Genomic DNA, 22,140 nt, shown 5'->3' on the forward strand with positions numbered 1-22,140 from the left:
CCTGCTGCGCGGGTATCACAGGCCGTTCTTGGCCTTGTACTCGCGGCGACGGCGGTGCAGGACCGGCTCGGTGTAGCCGTTGGGCTGCTTGCAGCCTTCGACGACCAGCTCCAGCGCGGCCTGGAAGGCGACGTTGCTGTCGAAGTCCGGGGCCATCGGGCGATACAGCGAGTCGGCCGCGTTCTGGCGGTCGACCACCGGTGCCATGCGCTTGAGGCTCTCGACCACCTGCGCCTCGCTGACGATGCCGTGGCGCAGCCAGTTGGCCAGCAGCTGGCTGGAGATACGCAGGGTGGCGCGGTCTTCCATCAGGCCGACATCGTTGATGTCTGGCACCTTGGAGCAGCCGACGCCCTGGTCGATCCAGCGCACCACGTAGCCGAGGATGCCTTGCGCGTTATTGTCCAGCTCGTTGCGGATTTCTTCCGCTGACCAGTTGGTGTCCTTGGCCAGCGGGATGGTCAGGATGTCATCCACCGACGCCGGGGTGCGCTTGGCCAGCTCGGCCTGACGGGCGAACACGTCGACCTTGTGGTAGTGCAGGGCGTGCAGGGTGGCGGCGGTCGGCGACGGGACCCAGGCGGTGTTGGCGCCGGACAGCGGGTGCGCGACTTTCTGCTCGAGCATGGCGGCCATCAGGTCCGGCATCGCCCACATGCCCTTGCCGATCTGCGCACGGCCCTGCAGGCCGGTGGCCAGGCCGACGTCGACGTTGTTGTTCTCGTAGGCACCGATCCAGGCTTCGCTCTTCATGGCGGCCTTGCGCACGACCGCGCCCGCTTCCATGGAGGTGTGGATCTCGTCACCGGTACGGTCGAGGAAGCCGGTGTTGATGAACACCACGCGCTCGCTGGCGGCCTTGATGCAAGCCTTGAGGTTGACGGTGGTGCGGCGCTCTTCGTCCATGATGCCGACTTTCAGGGTGTTGCGGGCCAGGCCCAGCACATCCTCGACGCGGGCGAAGATCTCGCTGGTGAAGGCGACTTCTTCCGGGCCGTGCATCTTCGGCTTGACGATGTAGACGCTGCCGGTGCGGGTGTTCTTGCGGCTGGTGTTGCCGTTCAGGTTGTGCACCGCGATCAGGCTGGTGAACAGCGCGTCCTGGATGCCTTCCGGAATCTCGTTGCCCTCGGCATCGAGGATGGCCGGGTTGGTCATCAGGTGACCGACGTTGCGCACGAACAGCAGCGAGCGGCCGTGCAGGGTCAGTTCGCCACCGTCGACCTTGGTGTAGACGCGGTCCGGGTTCATGGTGCGGGTGAAGGTGCTGCCGCCCTTGGACACTTCCTCGGCCAGGTCGCCCTTCATCAGGCCCAGCCAGTTCTTGTAGACCACGACCTTGTCGTCGGCATCGACGGCGGCGACGGAGTCTTCGCAGTCCATGATGGTGGTCAGCGCCGCTTCCATCAGCACGTCTTTCACGCCGGCGGCGTCGGTGCTGCCGATGGGGCTGCTGGCATCGATCTGGATTTCGAAGTGCAGGCCGTTGTGCTTGAGCAGCACCGCGACCGGTGCGCTGGCGTCACCCTGGAAGCCGATCAGTTGCGCGTCGTCGCGCAGGCCGGTGTTGCTGCCGCCCTTGAGGCCGACGACCAGCTTGCCGTCGACGATCTTGTAGGCGCTGGAGTCGACATGCGAGCCGGCGGCCAGCGGAGCGGCCTCGTCGAGGAAGGCGCGAGCGAAGGCGATGACCTTGTCACCACGGACCTTGTTGTAGCCCTTGCCCTTCTCGGCGCCACCTTCTTCGCTGATCACGTCGGTGCCGTACAGTGCGTCGTACAGCGAGCCCCAGCGGGCGTTCGAGGCGTTGAGGGCGAAGCGGGCGTTCATGACCGGCACGACCAGCTGTGGGCCGGCCAGGCGGGCGATTTCTTCGTCGACGTTCTGCGTGGTGGCCTGGAAGTCCTGCGGCTCTGGCAGCAGGTAGCCGATCTCCTGCAGGAAGGCCTTGTAGGCAGCGGCGTCATGAGCCTGACCCTGGCGCGTCTGGTGCCAGGCATCGATCTGCGCCTGCAGCTCGTCACGCTTGGCCAGCAGGGCACGGTTCTTCGGTGCCAGGTCCTTGATGACCGCGGCGGCGCCAGCCCAGAAGCTGTCGGCAGCGATGCCGGTACCGGGGATGGCTTCGTTGTTCACGAAGTCGTACAGGGCTTTGGCGACCTGCAGGCCACCGACTTGAACGCGTTCAGTCATCACTTGCCTCACTCTCTCTGAGCTCTACTCAAAAGCCACTTCGGGCCCCTCTGAAACTACCTGCGTTGCCATCGACTACGCCTTTGGAGAGGCTCGTCGGAGACGGCCTTGCCGTCTTGTAGTCCAAGGCGCGGCATACTACATCAAGATTCGGGGGAAATGCAGTGGGGATACGTCAGTCCGCGACCGAAAAGGTCTTTTCGGTCATTATCGATACGCTGTGTGTGCAAAAAAGAGTGTCATTGTTTCATAAAAATCGTAAAAACGTACACGATTAATTGTTCTGGCTACTGACAAGCACGCGAATATGGCCTACGCCGCCTCGCCTATACTGCCTGTCGTGCATTCTGGAGTGCCTCATGACGGTATCTGCTGCTAGTGCCAATGACCTGGTCGATCTCTCGCGTCTGTTCGCCGGCTACCTGCGTTTCTACCAGGTGCCGAGGGCAGAGACGGACATCGCGGATTTCCTCGGCGAGCGCCTGCAACGCGGCGACGCGCAGCTGTTCATCGCCCGCGACGCGCAGGGCGTTGCCCAGGGGTTCGTCCAGCTCTATCCGTTGTTCTCCTCGCTGGCGCTGGAACCGGCCTGGCTGCTCAGCGATCTATATGTGGACGAAGCGTCCCGCCGCGCAGGTGTCGGCGAGGCGCTGATGAACGCGGCCCGTGCCCACGCCGAGGCCACGGGTGCCTGTGGCCTGCAGCTGGAGACGGCGAAGAGCAACCTGGCCGGGCAGCGTCTCTACGAGCGTCTCGGCTATGTGCGTGACGAACAGTTCCTTACCTATTGGCTGGCGCTGAAGCGCTGACCCTGTGGCTATGACATGAGAGAGGGGCAGTAGATGGATCATCTGGTATTGACGGTGATTGCCGCGGATCAACCCGGCCTGGTCGAGCGCCTGGCTGGCTGCGTCGCGGCCCACGGCGGCAACTGGCTGGAGAGCCGCATGGCGCGCATGGCCGGGCAGTTCGCCGGGATCGTGCGGGTGGACGTGCCGGGCGAGGCGCATGGTGCGCTGATCCGGGAGCTCGAAGCCCTGAGCGCACAGGGGATTCGCGTGCAACTGGCGGCCAGTGGCAGCGAGCCCGGCGGACGCTTCACCTCGATTCGCCTGGAGCTGGTGGGCAACGACCGTCCGGGTATCGTCCGCGACATCACCCGCGTGCTCGCCGAGCAGGGCGTCAACCTGGAAAACCTGCTGACGGAAGTGGCGCCGGCGCCCATGAGCGGCGAGCTGCTGTTCACCGCCGAAGCGATGCTGGCGGTGCCCGAGTCGCTGGAACTGGAGCAGTTGCAGGCACGCCTGGAGACCCTGGCCGATGACCTGATGGTCGAGCTGAACCTGCGTGCCGAGGACTGATATCCACGGCCTGCGTGGATCAGCCTGTGGATAAACTGGGGAGCCCCGACGCACCACCTAGTGCGCCGGGGCTTTTCGTTGGCTGGCTAAAAAATCAGCAGGATCAATGGCTTGTGCACAAATGCCGGGGATGGATCTGTGGATAAGCCTGGGGTGAACGAGGCCGCGCCAGGAACGACGCGGCCTGCAGCCGGCTGAGCGTTTTCTGTGCAGCGAGTACGGCGCGCAACGCCTCGGCGCCGTCTCCTGCTGCCTATCGAGCGGGCGGGCGCTTGCGCAGGCTCAGCCAGATATCGATGCTGTATACAATCAGCGCAGCCCAGATGCAGGCAAAGGCGAGCAGGGTGCTCGGCGAGAAATGCTCGTCGAACAGCAGGATGGCCTGCAGCAGCACCAGTGTGGGCGCCAGGTACTGCAGAAAGCCCAGCGTGGTGTAGGGCAGGTGCCGCGCCGCCGCATTGAAGCACACCAGCGGCACCAGGGTGATCGGGCCTGCCGCCGCCAGCCAGAGGGCCTCGCTGCTGGTCCAGAAGCTTGCCTGGCTGCTCGTGGCCGCCGGGTGCAGGAGCAGCCAGCCCAGTGCCAACGGCAGCAGCAGCCAGGTTTCCACCACCAGGCCGGGCAGGGCCGCGACTGGCGCCTGCTTGCGAATCAGCCCGTAGAAACCGAAGGTCAGGGCCAGCACCAGCGAGACCCAGGGCAGGCTGCCGACCTGCCAGAGCTGTTGCAGCACGCCCAGCGCGGCCAGCGCGACGGCCAGCCACTGCAGGCGGCGCAGGCGTTCGCCGAGGATCAGCAGGCCGAGCAGAACGTTGATCAGCGGGTTGATGTAGTAGCCCAGGCTGGCCTCGATCATGCGCCCGTTGTTCACCGCCCAAACGTACACCAGCCAGTTGGTGGCGATCAGCAGGCCGCAGCCGGCGAGCACCGCCAGGCGCCTGGGGTTGTCACGCAGCTCGCGCCACCAGCCCGGGTGCTTCCAGACGAACAGCAGCAAGCCGCCGAACAGCGCCGACCAGAGCACGCGATGAACGATGATTTCCATCGCGGGTACGCTTTGCAGGGCTTTGAAGTAGAGGGGGAACAGGCCCCAGATGATGTAGGCGGTAAGGCCCAGAATGTACCCGCGCTGCGGGTTGGCGGTGGCCATCGATGATCCTTGCTGGGGCGGCTTGAGGTGCCGGCAAATTCTAGTCTTCTGGCCCCGGACTTGTCTGTCCGTTCAGTTTCCCTGGCTGCCCAGGCCTGGGGGAAAGTCGTAAGGCAAACTTTACGCGGTGCGCGCAACTGTATCGGTATGCGGGGCCGGCGCAGTCGCTGGGTAGCCCGGATGCAATCCGGGACCCCGGGGTGGAACGGCAAGCATCGCGGCTGAAGCCGCTCCTACGGCACAGGTGAACACCGCTAGGAGCGGCTTCAGCCGCGAAAGCTCCATCTCTCGAATCGCCGCAATGACCTCGCGCGAGGGCGTGGCTCGGATTCACGCCGGGCGCGCAGCCAGGCCAGGTTTCAGAACAGCCGCAACGGCTCCTCATCCAGCGCAGCCAGCTGCTCGCGCAGGGCGAGAATCTGGTCGCCCCAGTAGCGCTCGCCGGCGAACCAGGGAAAGGCCAGGGGGAAGGCCGGGTCGTCCCAGCGCCGTGCGATCCAGGCGCTGTGGTGCATCAGGCGCAGGGCGCGCAGGCCCTCGATCAGCGGCAGTTCGCGGGCGGCGAAATCATGGAACTCCTGATAGCCATCGACCAGTTCGGCAAGCTGGCCGAGGCGCTCATGGCGTTCGCCGGCCAGCATCATCCACAGGTCCTGCACGGCCGGGCCCATGCGGCAGTCATCCAGGTCGACCATATGGAAGCTGTCATCGCGGCACAGCAGGTTGCCGGGGTGGCAGTCACCATGCAGGCGGATGGCCTGGTAGCGCACGCGGGAGAACAGCTCGTCGAGGCGTACCAGCAGGTCGCGGGCGACCGACTCGTAGGCCGGCAGCAGGCTTTTCGGAACGAAACCGCCGTCGAGCAGTGCGCCCAGGGCGGCATGGCCGAAGTTGTCCACCGCCAGGGTCTCGCGGTGGGCGAACGGACGACTGGCGCCGATGGCGTGCATGCGTCCGAGCAACTGGCCTAGACGATACAGCTGATCGAGATTGCCGGGCTCCGGGGCGCGGCCACCACGGCGCGGGAACAGGGCGAAGCGAAAACCGCCATGCGCGAACAGCGTCTCGCCGTCGCGTGACAGCGGCGCCACCACCGGCACTTCATGCTCGGCCAGCTCGGCGCTGAAGGCATGCTCTTCACGGATCGCCGCGTCGCTCCAGCGATCCGGGCGGTAGAACTTGGCGATCAGCGGCGTCTCGCCCTCGATGCCGACCTGATAGACGCGGTTCTCGTAGCTGTTCAGCGCCAGCACGCGAGCGTCGCTGAGGTAGCCGAGGCTTTCCACGGCGTCGAGTACCAGGTCCGGGGTGAGGGTCGAAAAAGGATGGCTCATGAACGGCTCCGCACAAGTGGGCGCCCAGTCTACCGGCTTGCGCGAGGCGCAGGGGGCTGGTCGTCGCCGGTGCGCTACAGCTGGGTGCCGAGCAGCACCTGACTGGCGGCGAACTGGGCACGGACCGGGTCGTCGCGGTTCAGGCCCAGTGCCGTCAGCTGCTCGGCGGCGATCAAGGCGCACAGGGTCTGGCCGCTGGCCAGGCCGATGCGTACTTCGCTGGGGCCGTCGAGCGCCGGAATGATCTGTTCGATGCGCCCTTCGAGGGCATTGCGCTGTTCGTCGCGGGGCGCGTGCAGCGGGTGCAGCTCCAGCCAGCCGGCCTTGATCAGGGCGACGACGTTGCTGCCCGGCTGCAGGTGCAGGTTGTCCGTACTGTCATGGGTGATCTGCGCCTGCAGCCGCTCACCGCCCGGCAGTTCGATATCGATCAGGTCGTTGTGCCCGCAAGGATGAATCGCACGCACGCGACCGGCGAGCTGGTTGCGCGCGCTGGTGCGCAGCATCAGGCGGCCGAGCAGTTGCAGGTCGGCGTCGTCCTCGGCGGCCAGCAGCAACTGGGCCTGCAGCGCCTGCACGCGCTGGTGCAGGGCCAGCAGGCGCTCGCCGGCTGGCGTCAGGCGTGCGCCGCCACCGCCCTTGCCGCCGACGCTGCGGCTGACCAGCGGCTGCTCGGAAAGATTGTTCAGCTCGTCGATGGCGTCCCAGGCCGCCTTGTAGCTCAGCCCGGCGGCCTTGGCGGCGCGGGTGATGGAGCCCAGCTCGGCAATCCGTTCCAGCAGGGCCAGGCGTTTGGGGCGACGGCTGAGTAGTTGCGCGAGAGGGTCGAGCTGAGACATGGCGGACGGGCAGGCGAGAAGAATGTCGGGCACGGTGCGTGACTGCGCCCGGCACGTCAAGTCAGCCGTCACTCGGTGCTGGCGTGCGGGCCAGGCAGTAAACGTCGATGCGTGACGCCCCGGCGCGGTGCAGCAGCTGGGCGATGCTGCTGGCGGTCGCGCCCGTGGTCAGCACGTCATCGACCAGCGCCAGATGAGCGCCGCGGAGCCGGGCCTGCGGCTCCAGGGCGAAGGCCTGGCGCAGGTTGCGCTTGCGCGTGGCGGCGTTCAGCCCCTGCTGCGCAGGGGTATCGAGCGGGCGCCGCAACCAGTCGCCGTGAACCGGCAACTGCAGGCTGGCGCCCAGCCAGTCGGCGAGCATCTGCGCCTGGTTGAAGCCACGTTGCCGTTGCCGCCGCTGAGCCAGTGGCACGGGCAGCAAGGCCTGTGGCCTGGGCAGGCCTTCGGCATAGGCATGGCGCAGGTGCTCGGCCAGCAACTCGGCGAGCAGGCGACCGTGCGGCCACTGGCCCTGGTGCTTGAAGCGGGTGATCAGGCTGTCTACCGGGAAGGCATAGCGCCACGGCGCTTCCACGCGGGTGAAGCCTGGCGCCTTCTTCTGGCAGGCGCCGCAGGTCAGTCCTTGCGCGGGCAAGGGCACGGCGCAGACTAGGCAATGCGCCCCCAGCCAGGGCAGCTCGACTTCACAGGCCGTGCAGATGCCGTGCGTGGGGTGGTCGTTGGCGTCGTCGCACAGTTGGCAGTGGCGCCGCAGGCGCAACCAGCCGAGACGTTGCAGCGAGCGCAGGTCGAATCCGGGCATGACGGCTCATCCTTGAGCGACGGAGCCCCGAGCCTAGCAGGTCTCAGCGAATCAACCAGCCCATCACCACCAGGCCGAGGAACAGCCAGATGATCCCGCCGATGATCGAGCGTCTCAGCAGCGCACGCACGCCGTTGTAGAGAAACAGCAGGCCGATGATCAGCAGGATGATGCTGAAGATCGAGACGTCCATGCCGATGGCGCTGGCCAGGCCGCGGAGGAAATCGTCGAATGCATCGGCAACGGCTCCCAGCGCACCGGACAGCACGTCCACGACGAAACGGATGGCGCGACCCAGTACCTGGCCGAGTCCTTCGAAGAAACCTTCTACCTGCATGCAAGCGTCCTGTATTGGCGATAGGCATTGGGCAAGATGCCATGATGGAAGTTCGATCGATCAATATGTGATCAGTGGTAAACCTGTGCCTTTCTTGCGGTTGACAGCATCCAACTGCCACTTATGATGGCCTGAGCCTGAATGCCCCCTCAAACAGATGCCACCAAGCGTCGAAGGATTTCCCAGATGAGCGCAACCGCAGCAACCACCGCCCGCCACGATTGGTCCCTCGCCGAAGTTCGCGCGCTGTTCGAGCAGCCCTTCAACGATCTGCTGTTCCAGGCGCAGACGGTACACCGCGCGCACTTCGATCCCAACCGCGTGCAGGTCTCGACCCTGCTGTCGATCAAGACCGGTGCCTGCCCGGAGGACTGCAAGTACTGCCCGCAGTCCGGCCACTACAACACGGGCCTGGACAAGGAAAAGCTGATGGAGGTGCAGAAGGTGCTGGAGGCGGCGGCCGAGGCCAAGGCCATCGGCTCGACGCGCTTCTGCATGGGCGCGGCGTGGAAGCATCCGTCGGCCAAGGACATGCCCTACGTGCTGGAAATGGTCAAAGGCGTGAAGAAGCTCGGCCTGGAAACCTGCATGACCCTCGGTCGTCTGGACCAGGAACAGACCCAGGCGCTGGCCGATGCGGGGTTGGACTACTACAACCACAACCTCGACACCTCGCCGGAGTTCTACGGCAACATCATCACCACGCGCACCTACGGCGAGCGCCTGCAGACCCTGGCCTACGTGCGCGAGGCGGGCATGAAGATCTGCTCCGGCGGCATTCTCGGCATGGGCGAGTCGGTGGACGACCGCGCCGGGCTGCTGATCCAGCTGGCCAACCTGCCCGAGCACCCGGAAAGCGTACCGATCAACATGCTGGTCAAGGTCAAGGGCACGCCGCTGGCCGAAGAGAAGGACGTCGATCCGTTCGACTTCATCCGCACCCTGGCGGTGGCGCGCATCATGATGCCGCAGTCCCATGTGCGCCTGTCCGCCGGTCGCGAGCAGATGAACGAGCAGATGCAGGCCCTGGCCTTCATGGCCGGTGCCAACTCGATCTTCTACGGCGAGAAGCTGCTGACCACCGCCAACCCGCAGGCCGACAAGGACATGGCCCTGTTCAAGCGCCTCGGCATCAAGCCGGAAGAGCGCGAGGAACATGCCGACGAGGTGCACCAGGCGGCCATCGAGCAGGCCCTGGTCGAGCAACGCGACTCCCAGCTGTTCTACAACGCGGCCTCGGCCTGATATCTCCCAGGTGGATGGATGAAGCGTCATCCGCCCTGCGCAGCCCGAGGTCATGCGCAGGGTGGCTGACCCGCTTGCGGTTATCCACCGTTCTCCGGTGCCTGCCATGTCTTTCGATCTTGCTGCCCGCCTGGCCGAACGCCAGGCAGCCGACCTGTTCCGCAGCCGCCCCCTGCTGCAGACCCCGCAGGGTCCGCAGGTGCGTGCTGATGACCAGGAGCTGCTGGCCTTCTGCTCCAACGATTACCTGGGCCTGGCCAACCACCCCGAGGTGATTCGCGCGCTGCAGCAGGGCGCGGAGCAATGGGGCGTCGGTGGCGGCGCGTCGCACCTGGTGATCGGCCACAGCACGCCTCACCATGAGCTGGAAGAGGCGCTCGCCGCGTTCACCGGACGCCCGCGCGCGCTGCTGTTCTCCACGGGCTACATGGCCAACCTCGCCGTCGTCACCGCGCTGCTCGGCCAGGGTGACAGCGTGCTGGAGGATCGCCTCAACCACGCGTCGCTGCTCGACGCCGGCCTGCTGTCCGGCGCGCGCTTCTCGCGCTACCTGCACAACGATGCGGTCAGCCTGGCCAATCGCCTGCGCAAGGCCAGCGGCAACTGCCTGGTGGTCACCGATGGGGTGTTCAGCATGGATGGCGACCTGGCCGACCTGCCGGCGCTGTGCGCCGAGGCGCGGCTCAAGGATGCCTGGGTGATGGTCGACGACGCCCATGGCTTTGGCCCGTTGGGCGCGACCGGCGCTGGCATCGTCGAACATTTCGGCCTGGGCCAGGATGACGTGCAGGTGCTGGTCGGCACCCTGGGCAAGGCCTTTGGTACCGCCGGTGCCTTCGTCGCTGGCAGCGAAGAGCTGATCGAGACGCTGATCCAGTTCGCCCGCCCCTATATCTACACCACCAGCCAGCCGCCCGCCGTGGCCTGCGCCACGCTGAAGAGCCTGGAGCTGCTGCGTACCGAGAGCTGGCGCCGCGAACACCTGGCCGGGCTGATTGCCCGCTTCCGTCAGGGCGCCAGCGAGATCGGCCTGGACCTGATGGACAGCCCGACGCCGATTCAGCCGATCCTGGTGGGTGACAGCGCCCGTGCCCTGAAGCTTTCTGCGTTGCTCAAGGCGCGCGGCATGCTGGTCGGCGCCATCCGTCCGCCGACCGTGCCGGCCGGCAGCGCGCGCCTGCGCGTGACCCTCTCCGCCGCCCATAGCGCAGCGCAGCTCGAACTGCTGCTCGAAGCCTTGGCCGAATGCTGGCCCCAGGTGCACACCGATGACTGAGAAACTGATTCTGCTGCCCGGCTGGGGCTTCGATGCGGCCGTGCTGCAACCCCTCGCGGATGCACTGGGTGGCGAGTGCCAGGTGCAGGTCGCCGCACTGCCCAGGCTGGCCTCCGCGTCTGCCGGGGACTGGCTCGACGAGCTGGATGCGCGTCTGGCCGATGGTTGCTGGCTGGCCGGCTGGTCGCTGGGCGGCATGCTCGCCGCTGCCCTGGCGGCGCGGCGCGGCGCGCGTTGCCGCGGCCTGATTACCCTGGCCAGCAATGCCTGCTTCGTGGCCAGCGAGCGCTGGCCGCAGGCGCTGGCCGAGGACACCTACAACGCGTTCTACCAGGGCTGCCAGGCGAATGCCGGCGCGACCCTGAAACGCTTCGCCATGCTCTGTGCCCAGGGCGCTGCAGATGCGCGCGGCCTGTCGCGGCAGCTGCAGGCCCACCTGCTCGCGGGTGACGAGGCGGCACTGCTCGCCGGCCTGCGGGTTCTGGCGAGCCTCGACAATCGTGCGCCGCTGGCGGCCTTCGGCGGGGCGCAGCTGCATCTGCTGGCCGAGCTGGACGCCCTGGTCCCGGCTGCGGCGGGCGACGCGCTGCTGGCGCTGTTGCCGGCGGGCGAGGTGGATGTACTGGAGGGCTGCGGTCATGCCTTCGTGCACGAGCAGGCTGACAGCGTGGCGGCGCTGATGCTGGATTTCATCCGTGAGTCCGATGATGGCTGAGCGTTTCGAACGCGCGCAGGGCTCCGACGTCGAGGTGAGCACGGCGGCCCTGCCGGACAAGCGCCAGGTGGCGGCGTCGTTCTCGCGAGCGGCGGCGAGCTACGATGCCGTGGCCGAGCTGCAGCGCCATGTCGGCACGCAACTGCTGGCGCGTCTGCCGGTTTCGCTGCAGCCGCATCGCTGGCTGGACCTGGGCAGCGGTACGGGTTATTTCACCCGCGCCCTTGGCGAGCGCTATGGGCAGGGGACGGGGTTGGCCATGGACATCGCCGAAGGCATGCTGCGCCATGCCAGGCCCCAGGGGGGCGCCGCGCATTTCATCGCCGGTGATGCCGAGGCCCTGCCGCTGCAGACGGCCAGCGTCGACCTGCTGTTCTCCAGCCTGGCGCTGCAGTGGTGCGCCGATTTCCCGCGCGTGCTGAGCGAAGCGCAGCGGGTGTTGCGCCCCGGCGGCGTGCTGGCGTTCTCCAGCCTGTGCGTCGGCACCCTGCAGGAGTTGCGCGACAGCTGGCAGGCGGTCGACGGCTTCGTCCACGTCAATCGCTTCCGCCGGTTCGAGGACTACCAGCAGTGTTGCGCCGCCAGTGGCATGCAGGTGCTGAGCCTGCAGCGCCAGGCGCAAACGCTGCATTTCCCCGACCTGCGCAGCCTGACCACCTCGCTCAAGGACCTTGGCGCGCACAACCTCAACCCAGGCCGGCCGGGCGGCCTGACCGGGCGTGCGCGCATTCGCGCGCTGGTCGAGGCCTACGAGCGCTGGCGTCAGCCCGCCGGGCTGCCTGCCACCTATCAGGTGGTCTACGGCGTGTTGCAGAAACTTCCGGGCGACCTTGCTGGCGTCGCCTAGCGGCGGCCCGTAATCGCCCGCCAGAAAGACACCTTCGGATAGCAGCGACGGGAGACATCGTCATGACGCACGCCTACTTCGTCACGGGGACGGATACCGAGATCGGCAAGACCACCATCGCTGCCGGCCTGCTGCACGCTGCCCGCCTGCGCGGGTTGAGTACTGCGGCGGCCAAACCGGTCGCCTCCGGTTGCCAGCGAACGCCGCAAGGGCTGCGCAACGACGATGCACTGGCCCTGCTGGCGCAGTGCTCGCTGCCGCTGCGCTACGAGGAGGTCAACCCGCTGGCGTTCGAGCCGGCGATCGCGCCGCACCTGGCGGCGCGCGAGGTCGGCGTCGAGTTGACTGTCGCCAGCCTGGCCAGCCCGGTACGCGCGATCCTGGCAAGGAACGCCGACTTCTCCCTGGTCGAAGGTGCCGGTGGCTGGCGTGTACCCCTGGCCGGGCGCGAGAGCCTGTCGGACCTGGCCCAGGCGCTGGCGATACCGGTGATCCTGGTCGTGGGTGTGCGGCTGGGCTGCATCAATCACGCGGTCCTGACGGCCGAGGCCATCGAACGTGACGGGCTCGAGCTTGCCGGCTGGGTCGCCAATATCGTCGACCCGCAGACCTCGCGCCTGGAAGAGAACCTGGCGACCCTGGGCGAGCGATTGCCCGCCCCGTGCCTGGGCCGGGTGCCGTACCTGGCAGATGCGAGCGCCGCAGCGGTGGCGCAGCACCTGGCGCTGGAACGCCTGGTCGACTGGGAATAAACAGCCGGCGGACGATAGCCTTTTGTCTGTACATTTTTTAGCCGACTTCTGCTTCAATACGCAGCATCAGGTTTTATTTCCCCTTGGGAGCTGTCGATGGAAATCTCCAGCAATGCATTCAGTTCGGGTTTGAACGGCATCCAGGCCGGGCAACGCCGTGTCGAGCAGGCGGCCAGCGACATCGCCAGCAACGCGGTGACCGAGCCGCAGCAGCCCAGCCAGACGCCACCGCAGAACCAGGTGAACCCCACGCCACAGTCTGCCGAGCAGACGCGCCCCGACCTGGCGGAAAGCCTGGTCGCCTTGCGCGTTGGCGAGAACGAGGTGCGGGCCAGCTCACGTGTCGTGGAAACCGCCGATGAGGTGCTGGGTACGCTCATCGACACGCGTGCGTAAGTAGTTCCACCCCGGCCGTGGATGCGGCCTGCAACGGGGTAGGAGGGAGCACATGCAGATCGGCAACAGCGTGCCACCTTTCGTCCCTGCGCCGTCCTTCTCTTCGGCTCGGCCCCTCTCGTCCGACGTTTCCCCCGATATCGCCCGTGCCGACCAGGCACCCGTGACCGCGCCGCAGGAGCAGCAGGCGAATTCCAGCGCCTCCGGGCGCGAAGAGGCTGACCGTACCTCCACCGATGCGGCGGACGACAGCGCCGAAGCCAGCCCCCGGGAGCAGCGCCAGCAGCAGCTGGAGATCGCCGATCTGGTTCAGCGCGATCGCGAAGTGCGCACCCACGAACAGGCCCATGCGGCTGTCGGTGGGCAGTACGCCGGTTCACCGACCTACAGCTTCAAGCGTGGCCCTGACGGCCAGCGCTATGCCGTCTCCGGTGAGGTCGGCATCGACACGGCCGCTGTCCCCAATGACCCCGAAGCCACCTTGCGCAAGATGGAAGTCGTGCTGCGTGCCGCCCTCGCGCCCGCCGAGCCCTCCGCACAGGATCTGCGCGTGGCCGCCCAGGCCCAGGCCAAGGCGGCGCAGGCGCGGGTGGAGCTGGCCGAGCTGCGCCGCGACGAAGCCGCCAGCGCCAGCGAGGAGAGCAAGGGGCGCGACGACGAACGGCAAGCCCAGGAGGCGTCTGACGAGCAGGGCCAGCAGGCCGTGCCGCCCGCACCTGACCTTGACCTGTACCGGCGCCTGGGCGAGTTGCCGTCGTCGGAGCCCGGCATCGATCTGGTCGCGTGACGGGTCGATTGGCAGCGCTTGACAAGGGGTTGGCGTAAACGTATGTTTCAAACGCCTGTTTGATTGCTTCGGCCGCAGCCTCGTGGCCGGGCAGCCGGGAGTGATCCCGAGAGCGACCGCCAAGACGGTCACCCCAACTACTAGGAATCCACCGCAGAGGTTTACCGCTATGCCTGACTACAAGGCCCCCTTGCGTGACATTCGTTTCGTTCGTGACGAGCTGCTGGGCTACGAAGCGCACTACCAGAGCCTGCCAGGTTGCCAGGACGCCACTCCGGACATGGTCGACGCCATCCTCGAGGAAGGCGCGAAGTTCTGCGAGCAGGTCCTGTCGCCGCTGAACCGCGTGGGTGACACCGAAGGCTGCACCTGGAGCGAGTCCGGTGTGAAAACCCCGACGGGCTTCAAGGAGGCCTATCAGCAGTTCGTCGAAGGCGGCTGGCCGAGCCTGGCCCATGACGTCGAGCACGGCGGTCAGGGTCTGCCGGAGTCGCTGGGGCTGGCGATCAGCGAAATGGTCGGTTCGGCCAACTGGTCGTGGGGCATGTACCCGGGCCTCTCCCACGGTGCGATGAACACCCTGAGCGCCCACGGTACCGACGAGCAGAAGCACACCTACCTGACCAAGCTGGTATCCGGCGAGTGGACCGGCACCATGTGCCTGACCGAGCCGCATTGTGGTACCGACCTGGGCATGCTGCGCACCAAGGCCGAACCGCAGGCCGACGGCAGCTACAAGGTCACCGGCACCAAGATCTTCATCTCCGCGGGTGAGCACGACATGGCCGGCAACATCGTCCATATCGTCCTGGCCCGCCTGCCCGATGCTCCGGCCGGTACCAAGGGTATCTCGCTGTTCATCGTGCCGAAGTTCATGCCCAACGCCGATGGCGGCGTAGGCGAGCGCAATGCCGTTTCCTGTGGCTCCATCGAGCACAAGATGGGCATCCACGGCAACGCCACCTGCGTGATGAACTTCGACGGCGCCACCGGCTTCCTGATCGGCCCGGCCAACAAGGGCCTTAACTGCATGTTCACCTTCATGAACACCGCTCGCCTGGGTACCGCGCTGCAAGGCCTGGCCCACGCCGAAGTCGGTTTCCAGGGTGGCATCAAGTACGCCCGTGAGCGTCTGCAGATGCGTTCGCTGACTGGCCCGAAAGCGCCGGAAAAAGCCGCTGACCCGATCATCGTGCATCCGGACGTGCGCCGCATGCTGCTGACCATGAAGGCCTTCGCCGAAGGCAACCGTGCCATGGTCTACTTCACTGCCAAGCAGGTGGACATCGTTCAGCACAGCGACAACGAAGAAGAGAAGAAGGTCGCCGACGAGCTGCTGGCGTTCCTGACGCCGATCGCCAAGGCCTTCATGACCGAAGTGGGCTTCGAGTCCGCTTCCCACGGCATGCAGATCTACGGTGGCCATGGCTTCATCAGCGAGTGGGGCATGGAGCAGAACCTGCGTGACTGCCGCATCTCCATGATGTACGAAGGCACCACCGGCGTTCAGGCGCTCGACCTGCTGGGCCGCAAGGTGCTGATGACTCAGGGCGGCGCGCTGAAGAACTTCACCAAGATCGTGCACAAGTTCTGCCAGGCCAACGAAGGCAACGACGCCGTCAAGGAATTCGTCGAGCCGCTGGCCAAGCTGAACAAGGAGTGGGGCGACATCACCATGAAGATCGGCATGGCGGCGATGAAGGATCGCGAGGAAGTCGGTGCCGCTTCGGTGGACTACCTGATGTACTCCGGTTACGCCTGCCTGGCCTACTTCTGGGCCGACATGGCGCGCCTGGCTGCCGAGAAGCTGGCTGCCGGTGCGGGTGACGAGGCCTTCTACAAGGCCAAGCTGCAGACTGCCCGCTTCTACTTCGCGCGCATCCTGCCGCGCACTCGCGCGCACGTCGAGACCATGCTGTCCGGCGCCAGCAACCTGATGGACATGGACGAAGAGCACTTCGCGCTCGGCTTCTGATTCCGTCACGGTTGAACGCAAACGCCGCCCTTCGGGGCGGCGTTTGCGTTTTTTCGCGTCGTACTGAAGGGAATGTCGCATCCTGTCGCTGTTTTCAATCATCGAAGCAGGCAGAATGCCTTCATCTCTTGCTCAGGGTGTCCGCGTGATCCGTCCGGCCAATCTGCGCCTCAGCCATTTCCTCTCCTCGCTGCCGTTGCTGGTCGGCGCATTCGTGGCTGCTCGGCTGCCGGTGCTCAGCGAATTCTTCATCTCCCTGTTCAATGTCCTGCCGACCCTGCTGTTGCTGCTCGGCGGCGCCTTCTGCCTGGCCTATGGCCGCCAGCGCGAGGTCTTCCTGCTGCTGGTGCTGTACGTCGGCTACTTCATGCTCGATATCCAGGTCGATCACTTCCGTGACAACGGCCAGGTCAGGGACGACGCCGCCCTGGTCTTTCACCTGATCTGCCTGCTGTTGCCGATGCTCTACGCCCTCTACGGCTGCTGGGAGGAGCGTTCGCACCTGGCTCAGGACATGCTGGCGCGGGCGCTGGTCCTGCTGGCGGTGAGTGCGGTGGCCTTCGCGCTCGGACGCCGTTATCCACAGGGCATCGCCGACTGGCTGGCGCAGATCCACTGGCCGGCGTTGCACGGCGCCTGGATGAGCCTCGCGCAGCTGACCTACCTGGTGTTCCTGGTCGCTTTCGTCGCGCTGCTGGTGCAGTACCTGCGACGCCCGCGGCCCTTGCACGCGGCGCAACTGGTCGGGCTTGTCGGCCTGCTGTGGATGCTGCCGCAGGTGTTCATCATGGCCCATGCGCTGCAGGTGATGAGCAGCATGGTCATGCTCATGCTGGTGGCGGCGGTGGCGCACGAGGCCTACCAGATGGCCTTCCGTGACGAGCTGACCGGCCTGCCCGGACGGCGTGCGCTCAACGAGCGTCTGCAGCGCCTCGGGCGTGACTATGTGATCGCCATGGTCGATGTCGATCACTTCAAGAAATTCAACGATACCCATGGTCATGACGTCGGCGACCAGGTGTTGCGCCTGGTCGCCAGTCAGCTGCGCAAGGTCGGCGGTGGCGGCAAGGCCTACCGCTATGGCGGCGAGGAGTTCACCCTGCTGTTTCCCGGCAAGAGCGTGGAGCAATGCGTGCCGCACATGGAGGCCGTGCGCCTGGCCATCGAGCAGTACCGCATGCAGCTGCGCGACAAGCAGAGCCGTCCGCGTGATGATCGCGAGGGCAAGCAGCGCCGTGCCGGCAAGGCGGCCAGCGAGGTTTCGGTGACGGTCAGCATGGGCGTGGCCGAGCGCCAGGCCGAGCAGCGCACACCGCAGGAAGTGATCAAGGAAGCGGACAAGGCGCTGTACAGCGCCAAGGCCGCCGGGCGTAACTGCATTCGCAGCGCCGGGCAGCGACGTGGTGCGGTGAAGGTCAGCGCCCCGGCCGACTGAGCCGGCTTATGGCGGCGCATTCAGGCGGCCAACGATCATTGTTGCCGTTCCATTCGCGGCAGTAGCGTGGGGCACCTGACCGCTACCCGAATGGAGAACGACCATGCCCGAGTACAAGGCCCCGCTGCGCGACATGCGCTTTCTGATCGACGATGTCTTTGCCTTTCCCGCCCACTACGCCAGCCTGGGGGCCGACGATGCGAGCCCGGATATGGTCGCGGCGATCCTCGAGGAGGGCGCCAAGTTCTGCGAGCAGGTGCTGGCCCCGCTGAACCGCAGCGGTGACGAGGAGGGCTGCCATTTCGACAACGGCGTGGTGACCACGCCCAAGGGCTTCAAGGAGGCCTTCGCGCAGTATGCCGAGGGTGGCTGGATGGGCCTGGCCGCCGACCCGCTGCATGGCGGGCAGGGCCTGCCCGAGTCACTCGGCCTGATCGTCGCCGAGATGGTCGCCTCGGCCAACCAGTCCTGGGCCATGTACCCGGGGCTGACCCATGGCGCCATGTCCGCGATCCACGCCCATGGCAGCGAAGAGCAGAAACAGACCTACCTGACGCGCCTCACCGAAGGCCGCTGGACCGGCACCATGTGCCTGACCGAGCCGCATTGCGGCACCGACCTGGGCATCATCAAGACACGCGCCGTGCCGCAGGCCGATGGCAGCCATGCGATCTCCGGGACGAAGATCTTCATCTCCGCAGGCGAGCACGACATGAGCGAGAACATCGTGCACCTGGTGCTGGCCAAGCTGCCCGACGCGCCTGCGGGCACCCGGGGCATTTCCCTGTTCATCGTGCCCAAGTTCCTGCCCCAGGGTGACGGCATCGGTGCGCGCAATGCGGTGAGCTGCGGTTCCATCGAGCACAAGATGGGCATCAAGGCCTCGGCGACCTGCGTGATCAACTTCGACGCGGCGACCGGTTACCTGATCGGCGAGGCCAACAAGGGCCTCGCCTGCATGTTCACCATGATGAATCATGCCCGCCTGGGCACCGGCATGCAGGGCCTCTGCCTGGGCGAGGCCAGCTATCAGGGCGCGCTGCGCTACGCCAGGGAGCGCCTGCAGATGCGCGCGCTGACGGGACCGAAGGCGCCGGACAAGGCGGCCGATCCGATCATCGTCCATCCCGATGTCCGCCGCATGTTGCTGACCATGAAAGCGTTCAACGAGGGCAACCGCGCGCTGGCCTACTTCACTGCGCAGCTGATCGATGTCGCGCACCGCGCCGAGACGGCCGAAGCGCGCCAGGAGGCCGAGGACCTGCTGGCCTTGCTCACGCCGATCTGCAAGGCGTTCATGACCGAGACCGGGCTCGAGGCCACCAACCACGGCATGCAGGTTTTCGGCGGGCATGGCTACATCCGTGAGTGGGGCATGGAGCAACTGGTGCGCGATTGCCGCATCGCACCGATCTATGAAGGCACCAATGGCATCCAGGCTCTTGACCTGCTCGGGCGCAAGGTGCTGGGCAGTCAGGGCAAGCTGCTGCGCGGTTTCACCCGTGTCCTGCACAAGTTCTGCGAGGCCCAGCAGGAGCATCCGCAACTGGCCCCGCAGGTGGCGCAGCTGGCGGCGTTGAACCGGCAGTGGGGGGAGCTGACGCAGAGCATCGGCATGGCCGCGATGAAGAATCCGGACGAGGTCGGCGCGGCGTCGGTCGATTACCTGATGTATTCGGGCTATGTCACCCTGGCGTACTTCTGGTTGCGCATGGCTGTGGTCGCCCAGGAAAAGCTCGCGCAAGGGGATGACGATGGCTTCCATCAGGCCAAGCTGGTGACGTGCGCCTTCTACTTCCAGCGCATCCTGCCGCGCACCGAGGCGCATCGTCTGGCGATGTCGGCGGGCAGCGTCAGCACCATGCAGCTGGCGGAAGAACACTTCGCCTTCTGACCGCTGGTCGAGGCAATTCGGCCCGCCTTCTGGCGGGCCTTTTCATTTCATGGACATATGAGCGGTTGCTGAATAATTGGTCACAACATGACCCTATGTGTCTGAAAAGTTGTTGGATTAAACTCGGTCCACATACGTAAGTCCGCTTTTCGAGGATGTGTCATGGCCGATTACAAAGCCCCCCTGCGCGACATGCGCTTCGTGCTCAATGAAGTATTCGATGTCTCCAAGCTCTGGGCCGAGTTGCCGGCCCTGGCCGAAGTGGTCGATGCCGATACCGCCAGCGCCATTCTGGAGGAGGCCGGCAAGGTCACAGCAGGCAGCATCGCGCCGCTGAACCGCAGTGGCGATGAAGAAGGCTGCTCCTGGGACGACGGCGCGGTGAAAACGCCGGCTGGCTTCCCCGAGGCCTACCAGACCTACGCCGAAGGCGGCTGGGTGGGTGTCGGTGGTTCGCCGGAGTTCGGCGGCATGGGCATGCCCAAGGTGATCGGCGCCCAGGTCGAGGAAATGGTCAACTCGGCCAACCTGTCCTTCGGCCTCTACCCGATGCTGACCGCCGGTGCCTGCCTGTCGATTCTCAACCACGCCAGCGAAGAGCTGAAGGCGCAGTACCTGCCGAACATGTATGCCGGCGTCTGGGCCGGCTCCATGTGCCTGACCGAGCCGCATGCCGGCACCGACCTGGGCATCATCCGCACCAAGGCCGAGCCCCAGGCCGATGGCAGCTACAAGGTCACCGGCACCAAGATCTTCATCACCGGTGGTGAGCACGACCTGACCGAGAACATCATCCACCTGGTGCTGGCCAAGCTGCCGGATGCGCCGGCTGGCCCGAAAGGCATTTCGCTGTTCATCGTGCCCAAGGTCATGGTCAATGCCGACGGCTCGCTGGGTGAGAAGAACGCCCTGGGCTGCGGCTCCATCGAGCACAAGATGGGCATCAAGGCCTCGGCCACCTGCGTGATGAACTTCGATGGCGCCACCGGCTACCTGGTCGGCGAAGTGAACAAGGGCCTCAACGCCATGTTCACCATGATGAACTACGAGCGCCTGGGCGTTGGCATCCAGGGTCTGGCACTGGGTGAGCGCAGCTACCAGAGCGCCGTCGAGTATGCGCGCGAGCGCATCCAGAGCCGTGCCCCGACCGGCCCGCAGGCAAAAGACAAAGCAGCCGACCCGATCATCGTGCATCCGGACGTGCGTCGCATGCTGCTGACCATGAAGGCGCTGAACGAGGGCGGCCGTGCCTTCTCCAGCTACGTCGCCATGCAGCTGGACACCGCCAAGTACAGCGAGGACAAGGACACCGCCAGGCGCGCCGACGAACTGGTCGCCCTGCTGACGCCGGTGGCCAAGGCCTTCCTCACCGACATGGCGCTGGAAACCACCGTGCATGGCCAGCAGATCTTCGGTGGCCATGGCTTCATCCGCGAGTGGGGCCAGGAGCAGCTGGTGCGCGACTGCCGCATCACCCAGATCTACGAAGGCACCAACGGCATCCAGTCGCTGGACCTGATGGGGCGCAAGATCGTGGGCAGCGGTGGCAGCTTCTACAAGCACCTGTCCGACGAGATCAAGGCGTTCGTCGCCTCGGCCGATGCCGGCCTCGCCGAGTTCACCCAGCCGCTGACCGCGGCGGTGCAGAACCTCGATGAGCTGACCGCCTGGGTCCTGGATCGTGCCAAGAGCAACCCCAACGAAATCGGCGCGGCGTCGGTGGAGTACCTGCACGTGTTCGGCTACACCGCCTACGCCTACATGTGGGCGTTGATGGCGCGCGCGGCGCTGGGCAAGGAAGCTCAGGACGAGTTCTACGCCAGCAAGCTGGGCACGGCGCGCTTCTACTTCGCCCGCCTGTTGCCGCGCGTTCACTCCTTGAGCGCCTCGGTCAAGGCCGGCAGCGAATCGCTGTACCTGCTGGATGCCGCGCAGTTCTGAGTCCCGCTGCGTGGTGGATGAGCCCCGGCCCCTGTGCCGGGGTTTTTCATTTCAGCGGCAGCGCGCCTTCAGCCTGCCCAGGTAGAGCAGGGCGGGGCGCTGCGACTGCAGGTGCAGCGGCCCCAGCTCGTTCTCCACGAGCAGGCCGTTGCCCGCCGCGATGTCGTGCAGCACGCCGCCTGCATCGGCCCTGACGGCAGTCTGCGCTGCGTTCCACAACAGCAGTACCTCGGCATCGTTCTCCACGAGCTGTTCGCCCTGCAGCCTCAGCGCCTGCAGGTCATGCGTCCAGGCGCCGCGCCGCGTCATCAGGTTGAGGTCGGTGATGGGGCCGTCCTGCAGCTGCGCGCTGATCGCCTCCTCACCGCCGAATACCGCGATGGTGCCGTCGCCCGACAGCGTCTCGCGCCGGCCGTTTTCCCGCTGCAGGTGCAAGCCCTTGCCGGCCAGCACGACCAGGCTGCGGTCGATGCCAGGGAAGTGGGAGAAGGCACCGCTGGAGGCGACGCTCGCGCTGCTGATGCGCCAGTCGAAGTCGTCCAGGCTGGCACCTGCCGGGCAGATAGCCAGTTCCAGCGTCGAGCCGCCGCCGTTCTTCCAGGGCATGGCGATGGCGCTGCTGGGGTCGAGCAGGGTGTAGGGCATGGTCTTCTCTAATGTATATACATATTGGGGTGGGTCGCCGGCATGGCGACCGCCCGCCTCGTCATTCCCCGCGTGTCGCGGAGGTGGCTGCAATCATAACGTATCACTGCAACGTTCAAGCGACAGGCGGATGATCTTGGCATGCGTCGCCGGCTTGACGTCGATTCGATTCGTTTCTATTGTATATACAAATAAAGCGCAAAGAGCACCAGGCCG

The 22,140-nt window shown here is 66.1% G+C and carries 20 protein-coding genes; 13 read left to right on the forward strand and 7 right to left on the reverse strand.

Going from position 1 to position 22,140, the window contains the following annotated elements:
• Nucleotides 1-15: 15 nt before the first annotated feature.
• Nucleotides 16-2,193 (reverse strand): malate synthase G, encoded by a 2,178-nt coding sequence (locus tag EPK82_RS09885; RefSeq protein WP_134676452.1) that lies wholly within the window; start codon nucleotides 2,191-2,193, stop codon nucleotides 16-18.
• Nucleotides 2,194-2,552: 359 nt separating this feature from the next.
• Here EPK82_RS09885 and EPK82_RS09890 point away from each other — a divergent pair, with 359 nt between their 5' ends.
• Together EPK82_RS09890 and EPK82_RS09895 are read left to right on the forward strand one after the other, a co-directional pair.
• Nucleotides 2,553-3,002: a GNAT family N-acetyltransferase gene (locus EPK82_RS09890; RefSeq protein ID WP_134676453.1), complete on the forward strand. Its 450-nt coding sequence runs from the start codon at nucleotides 2,553-2,555 to the stop codon at nucleotides 3,000-3,002.
• A gap of 33 nt (nucleotides 3,003-3,035) precedes the next feature.
• Nucleotides 3,036-3,554: a glycine cleavage system protein R gene (locus EPK82_RS09895; protein ID WP_037056085.1), complete on the forward strand. Its 519-nt coding sequence runs from the start codon at nucleotides 3,036-3,038 to the stop codon at nucleotides 3,552-3,554.
• A 253-nt stretch (nucleotides 3,555-3,807) separates the two neighbouring features.
• Here EPK82_RS09895 and rarD read toward each other — a convergent pair whose 3' ends face one another.
• From rarD to EPK82_RS09920, 5 genes are all read right to left on the reverse strand, one after another.
• The gene (rarD, locus tag EPK82_RS09900) at nucleotides 3,808-4,704 is read right to left on the reverse strand and encodes an EamA family transporter RarD (RefSeq protein ID WP_134676454.1); all 897 of its coding nucleotides are present in this window, start codon (nucleotides 4,702-4,704) and stop codon (nucleotides 3,808-3,810) included.
• A gap of 359 nt (nucleotides 4,705-5,063) precedes the next feature.
• Complete coding sequence (locus EPK82_RS09905; RefSeq protein ID WP_134676455.1) at nucleotides 5,064-6,038, reverse strand: serine/threonine protein kinase; 975 nt, start codon at nucleotides 6,036-6,038, stop codon at nucleotides 5,064-5,066.
• A gap of 74 nt (nucleotides 6,039-6,112) precedes the next feature.
• On the reverse strand, nucleotides 6,113-6,877 hold the full coding sequence (locus EPK82_RS09910) for a TOBE domain-containing protein (RefSeq protein ID WP_134676523.1): 765 nt from the start codon (nucleotides 6,875-6,877) through the stop codon (nucleotides 6,113-6,115).
• 61 nt (nucleotides 6,878-6,938) lie between these two features.
• On the reverse strand, nucleotides 6,939-7,679 hold the full coding sequence (locus tag EPK82_RS09915; protein ID WP_134676456.1) for a ComF family protein: 741 nt from the start codon (nucleotides 7,677-7,679) through the stop codon (nucleotides 6,939-6,941).
• A gap of 43 nt (nucleotides 7,680-7,722) precedes the next feature.
• The gene (locus tag EPK82_RS09920) at nucleotides 7,723-8,016 is read right to left on the reverse strand and encodes a hypothetical protein (RefSeq protein ID WP_134676457.1); all 294 of its coding nucleotides are present in this window, start codon (nucleotides 8,014-8,016) and stop codon (nucleotides 7,723-7,725) included.
• A 186-nt stretch (nucleotides 8,017-8,202) separates the two neighbouring features.
• Here EPK82_RS09920 and bioB point away from each other — a divergent pair, with 186 nt between their 5' ends.
• The 11 genes from bioB to EPK82_RS09975 all read left to right on the forward strand — a co-directional run bounded on the left by bioB (nucleotide 8,203) and on the right by EPK82_RS09975 (nucleotide 21,279).
• A complete protein-coding gene (bioB, locus tag EPK82_RS09925) occupies nucleotides 8,203-9,261 on the forward strand; it encodes a biotin synthase BioB (RefSeq protein WP_037056076.1) in 1,059 nt (352 codons plus the stop codon).
• A gap of 106 nt (nucleotides 9,262-9,367) precedes the next feature.
• Nucleotides 9,368-10,537, forward strand: coding sequence for an 8-amino-7-oxononanoate synthase (gene bioF, locus EPK82_RS09930; RefSeq protein ID WP_037056074.1), 1,170 nt, complete (start codon nucleotides 9,368-9,370; stop codon nucleotides 10,535-10,537).
• Nucleotides 10,530-11,252, forward strand: coding sequence for an alpha/beta fold hydrolase (locus tag EPK82_RS09935; protein WP_134676458.1), 723 nt, complete (start codon nucleotides 10,530-10,532; stop codon nucleotides 11,250-11,252). The genes bioF and EPK82_RS09935 overlap by 8 nt, the downstream gene beginning before the upstream one ends.
• The gene (gene bioC, locus EPK82_RS09940; protein WP_394346197.1) at nucleotides 11,242-12,099 is read left to right on the forward strand and encodes a malonyl-ACP O-methyltransferase BioC; all 858 of its coding nucleotides are present in this window, start codon (nucleotides 11,242-11,244) and stop codon (nucleotides 12,097-12,099) included. The genes EPK82_RS09935 and bioC overlap by 11 nt, the downstream gene beginning before the upstream one ends.
• Before the next feature lie 62 nt (nucleotides 12,100-12,161).
• Nucleotides 12,162-12,851 (forward strand): dethiobiotin synthase, encoded by a 690-nt coding sequence (gene bioD / locus EPK82_RS09945; RefSeq protein WP_037056071.1) that lies wholly within the window; start codon nucleotides 12,162-12,164, stop codon nucleotides 12,849-12,851.
• A 96-nt stretch (nucleotides 12,852-12,947) separates the two neighbouring features.
• Nucleotides 12,948-13,247, forward strand: a complete 300-nt coding sequence (locus EPK82_RS09950) for a hypothetical protein (RefSeq protein ID WP_047592815.1) — start codon at nucleotides 12,948-12,950, stop codon at nucleotides 13,245-13,247.
• A 52-nt stretch (nucleotides 13,248-13,299) separates the two neighbouring features.
• The gene (locus EPK82_RS09955) at nucleotides 13,300-14,034 is read left to right on the forward strand and encodes a putative metalloprotease CJM1_0395 family protein (RefSeq protein WP_134676459.1); all 735 of its coding nucleotides are present in this window, start codon (nucleotides 13,300-13,302) and stop codon (nucleotides 14,032-14,034) included.
• A gap of 169 nt (nucleotides 14,035-14,203) precedes the next feature.
• Nucleotides 14,204-16,009, forward strand: a complete 1,806-nt coding sequence (locus EPK82_RS09960) for a phenylacyl-CoA dehydrogenase (RefSeq protein WP_134676460.1) — start codon at nucleotides 14,204-14,206, stop codon at nucleotides 16,007-16,009.
• A gap of 115 nt (nucleotides 16,010-16,124) precedes the next feature.
• Complete coding sequence (locus EPK82_RS09965; RefSeq protein ID WP_218952838.1) at nucleotides 16,125-17,444, forward strand: GGDEF domain-containing protein; 1,320 nt, start codon at nucleotides 16,125-16,127, stop codon at nucleotides 17,442-17,444.
• A gap of 103 nt (nucleotides 17,445-17,547) precedes the next feature.
• Complete coding sequence (locus EPK82_RS09970) at nucleotides 17,548-19,338, forward strand: acyl-CoA dehydrogenase C-terminal domain-containing protein (RefSeq protein WP_134676461.1); 1,791 nt, start codon at nucleotides 17,548-17,550, stop codon at nucleotides 19,336-19,338.
• A 162-nt stretch (nucleotides 19,339-19,500) separates the two neighbouring features.
• Nucleotides 19,501-21,279, forward strand: a complete 1,779-nt coding sequence (locus EPK82_RS09975; protein WP_037056060.1) for an acyl-CoA dehydrogenase C-terminal domain-containing protein — start codon at nucleotides 19,501-19,503, stop codon at nucleotides 21,277-21,279.
• Between the two features lie 51 nt (nucleotides 21,280-21,330).
• On the opposite strand, the gene EPK82_RS09980 is transcribed toward EPK82_RS09975, so the two are convergent.
• Nucleotides 21,331-21,924: a HutD/Ves family protein gene (locus tag EPK82_RS09980; RefSeq protein ID WP_134676462.1), complete on the reverse strand. Its 594-nt coding sequence runs from the start codon at nucleotides 21,922-21,924 to the stop codon at nucleotides 21,331-21,333.
• Nucleotides 21,925-22,140 lie beyond the last annotated feature (216 nt).

It is taken from the genome of Ectopseudomonas khazarica (assembly GCF_004521985.1).
Classification (GTDB): domain Bacteria; phylum Pseudomonadota; class Gammaproteobacteria; order Pseudomonadales; family Pseudomonadaceae; genus Aquipseudomonas; species Aquipseudomonas khazarica.

Coding starts and splice junctions, on each gene's coding strand:
- EPK82_RS09885 (WP_134676452.1), bottom strand. CDS start 2,193: ATGACTGAACGCGTTCAAGTCGGTGGCCTGCAGGTCGCCAAAGCCCTG.
- EPK82_RS09890 (WP_134676453.1), top strand. CDS start 2,553: ATGACGGTATCTGCTGCTAGTGCCAATGACCTGGTCGATCTCTCGCGT.
- EPK82_RS09895 (WP_037056085.1), top strand. CDS start 3,036: ATGGATCATCTGGTATTGACGGTGATTGCCGCGGATCAACCCGGCCTG.
- rarD (WP_134676454.1), bottom strand. CDS start 4,704: ATGGCCACCGCCAACCCGCAGCGCGGGTACATTCTGGGCCTTACCGCC.
- EPK82_RS09905 (WP_134676455.1), bottom strand. CDS start 6,038: ATGAGCCATCCTTTTTCGACCCTCACCCCGGACCTGGTACTCGACGCC.
- EPK82_RS09910 (WP_134676523.1), bottom strand. CDS start 6,877: ATGTCTCAGCTCGACCCTCTCGCGCAACTACTCAGCCGTCGCCCCAAA.
- EPK82_RS09915 (WP_134676456.1), bottom strand. CDS start 7,679: ATGCCCGGATTCGACCTGCGCTCGCTGCAACGTCTCGGCTGGTTGCGC.
- EPK82_RS09920 (WP_134676457.1), bottom strand. CDS start 8,016: ATGCAGGTAGAAGGTTTCTTCGAAGGACTCGGCCAGGTACTGGGTCGC.
- bioB (WP_037056076.1), top strand. CDS start 8,203: ATGAGCGCAACCGCAGCAACCACCGCCCGCCACGATTGGTCCCTCGCC.
- bioF (WP_037056074.1), top strand. CDS start 9,368: ATGTCTTTCGATCTTGCTGCCCGCCTGGCCGAACGCCAGGCAGCCGAC.
- EPK82_RS09935 (WP_134676458.1), top strand. CDS start 10,530: ATGACTGAGAAACTGATTCTGCTGCCCGGCTGGGGCTTCGATGCGGCC.
- bioC (WP_394346197.1), top strand. CDS start 11,242: ATGATGGCTGAGCGTTTCGAACGCGCGCAGGGCTCCGACGTCGAGGTG.
- bioD (WP_037056071.1), top strand. CDS start 12,162: ATGACGCACGCCTACTTCGTCACGGGGACGGATACCGAGATCGGCAAG.
- EPK82_RS09950 (WP_047592815.1), top strand. CDS start 12,948: ATGGAAATCTCCAGCAATGCATTCAGTTCGGGTTTGAACGGCATCCAG.
- EPK82_RS09955 (WP_134676459.1), top strand. CDS start 13,300: ATGCAGATCGGCAACAGCGTGCCACCTTTCGTCCCTGCGCCGTCCTTC.
- EPK82_RS09960 (WP_134676460.1), top strand. CDS start 14,204: ATGCCTGACTACAAGGCCCCCTTGCGTGACATTCGTTTCGTTCGTGAC.
- EPK82_RS09965 (WP_218952838.1), top strand. CDS start 16,125: ATGCCTTCATCTCTTGCTCAGGGTGTCCGCGTGATCCGTCCGGCCAAT.
- EPK82_RS09970 (WP_134676461.1), top strand. CDS start 17,548: ATGCCCGAGTACAAGGCCCCGCTGCGCGACATGCGCTTTCTGATCGAC.
- EPK82_RS09975 (WP_037056060.1), top strand. CDS start 19,501: ATGGCCGATTACAAAGCCCCCCTGCGCGACATGCGCTTCGTGCTCAAT.
- EPK82_RS09980 (WP_134676462.1), bottom strand. CDS start 21,924: ATGCCCTACACCCTGCTCGACCCCAGCAGCGCCATCGCCATGCCCTGG.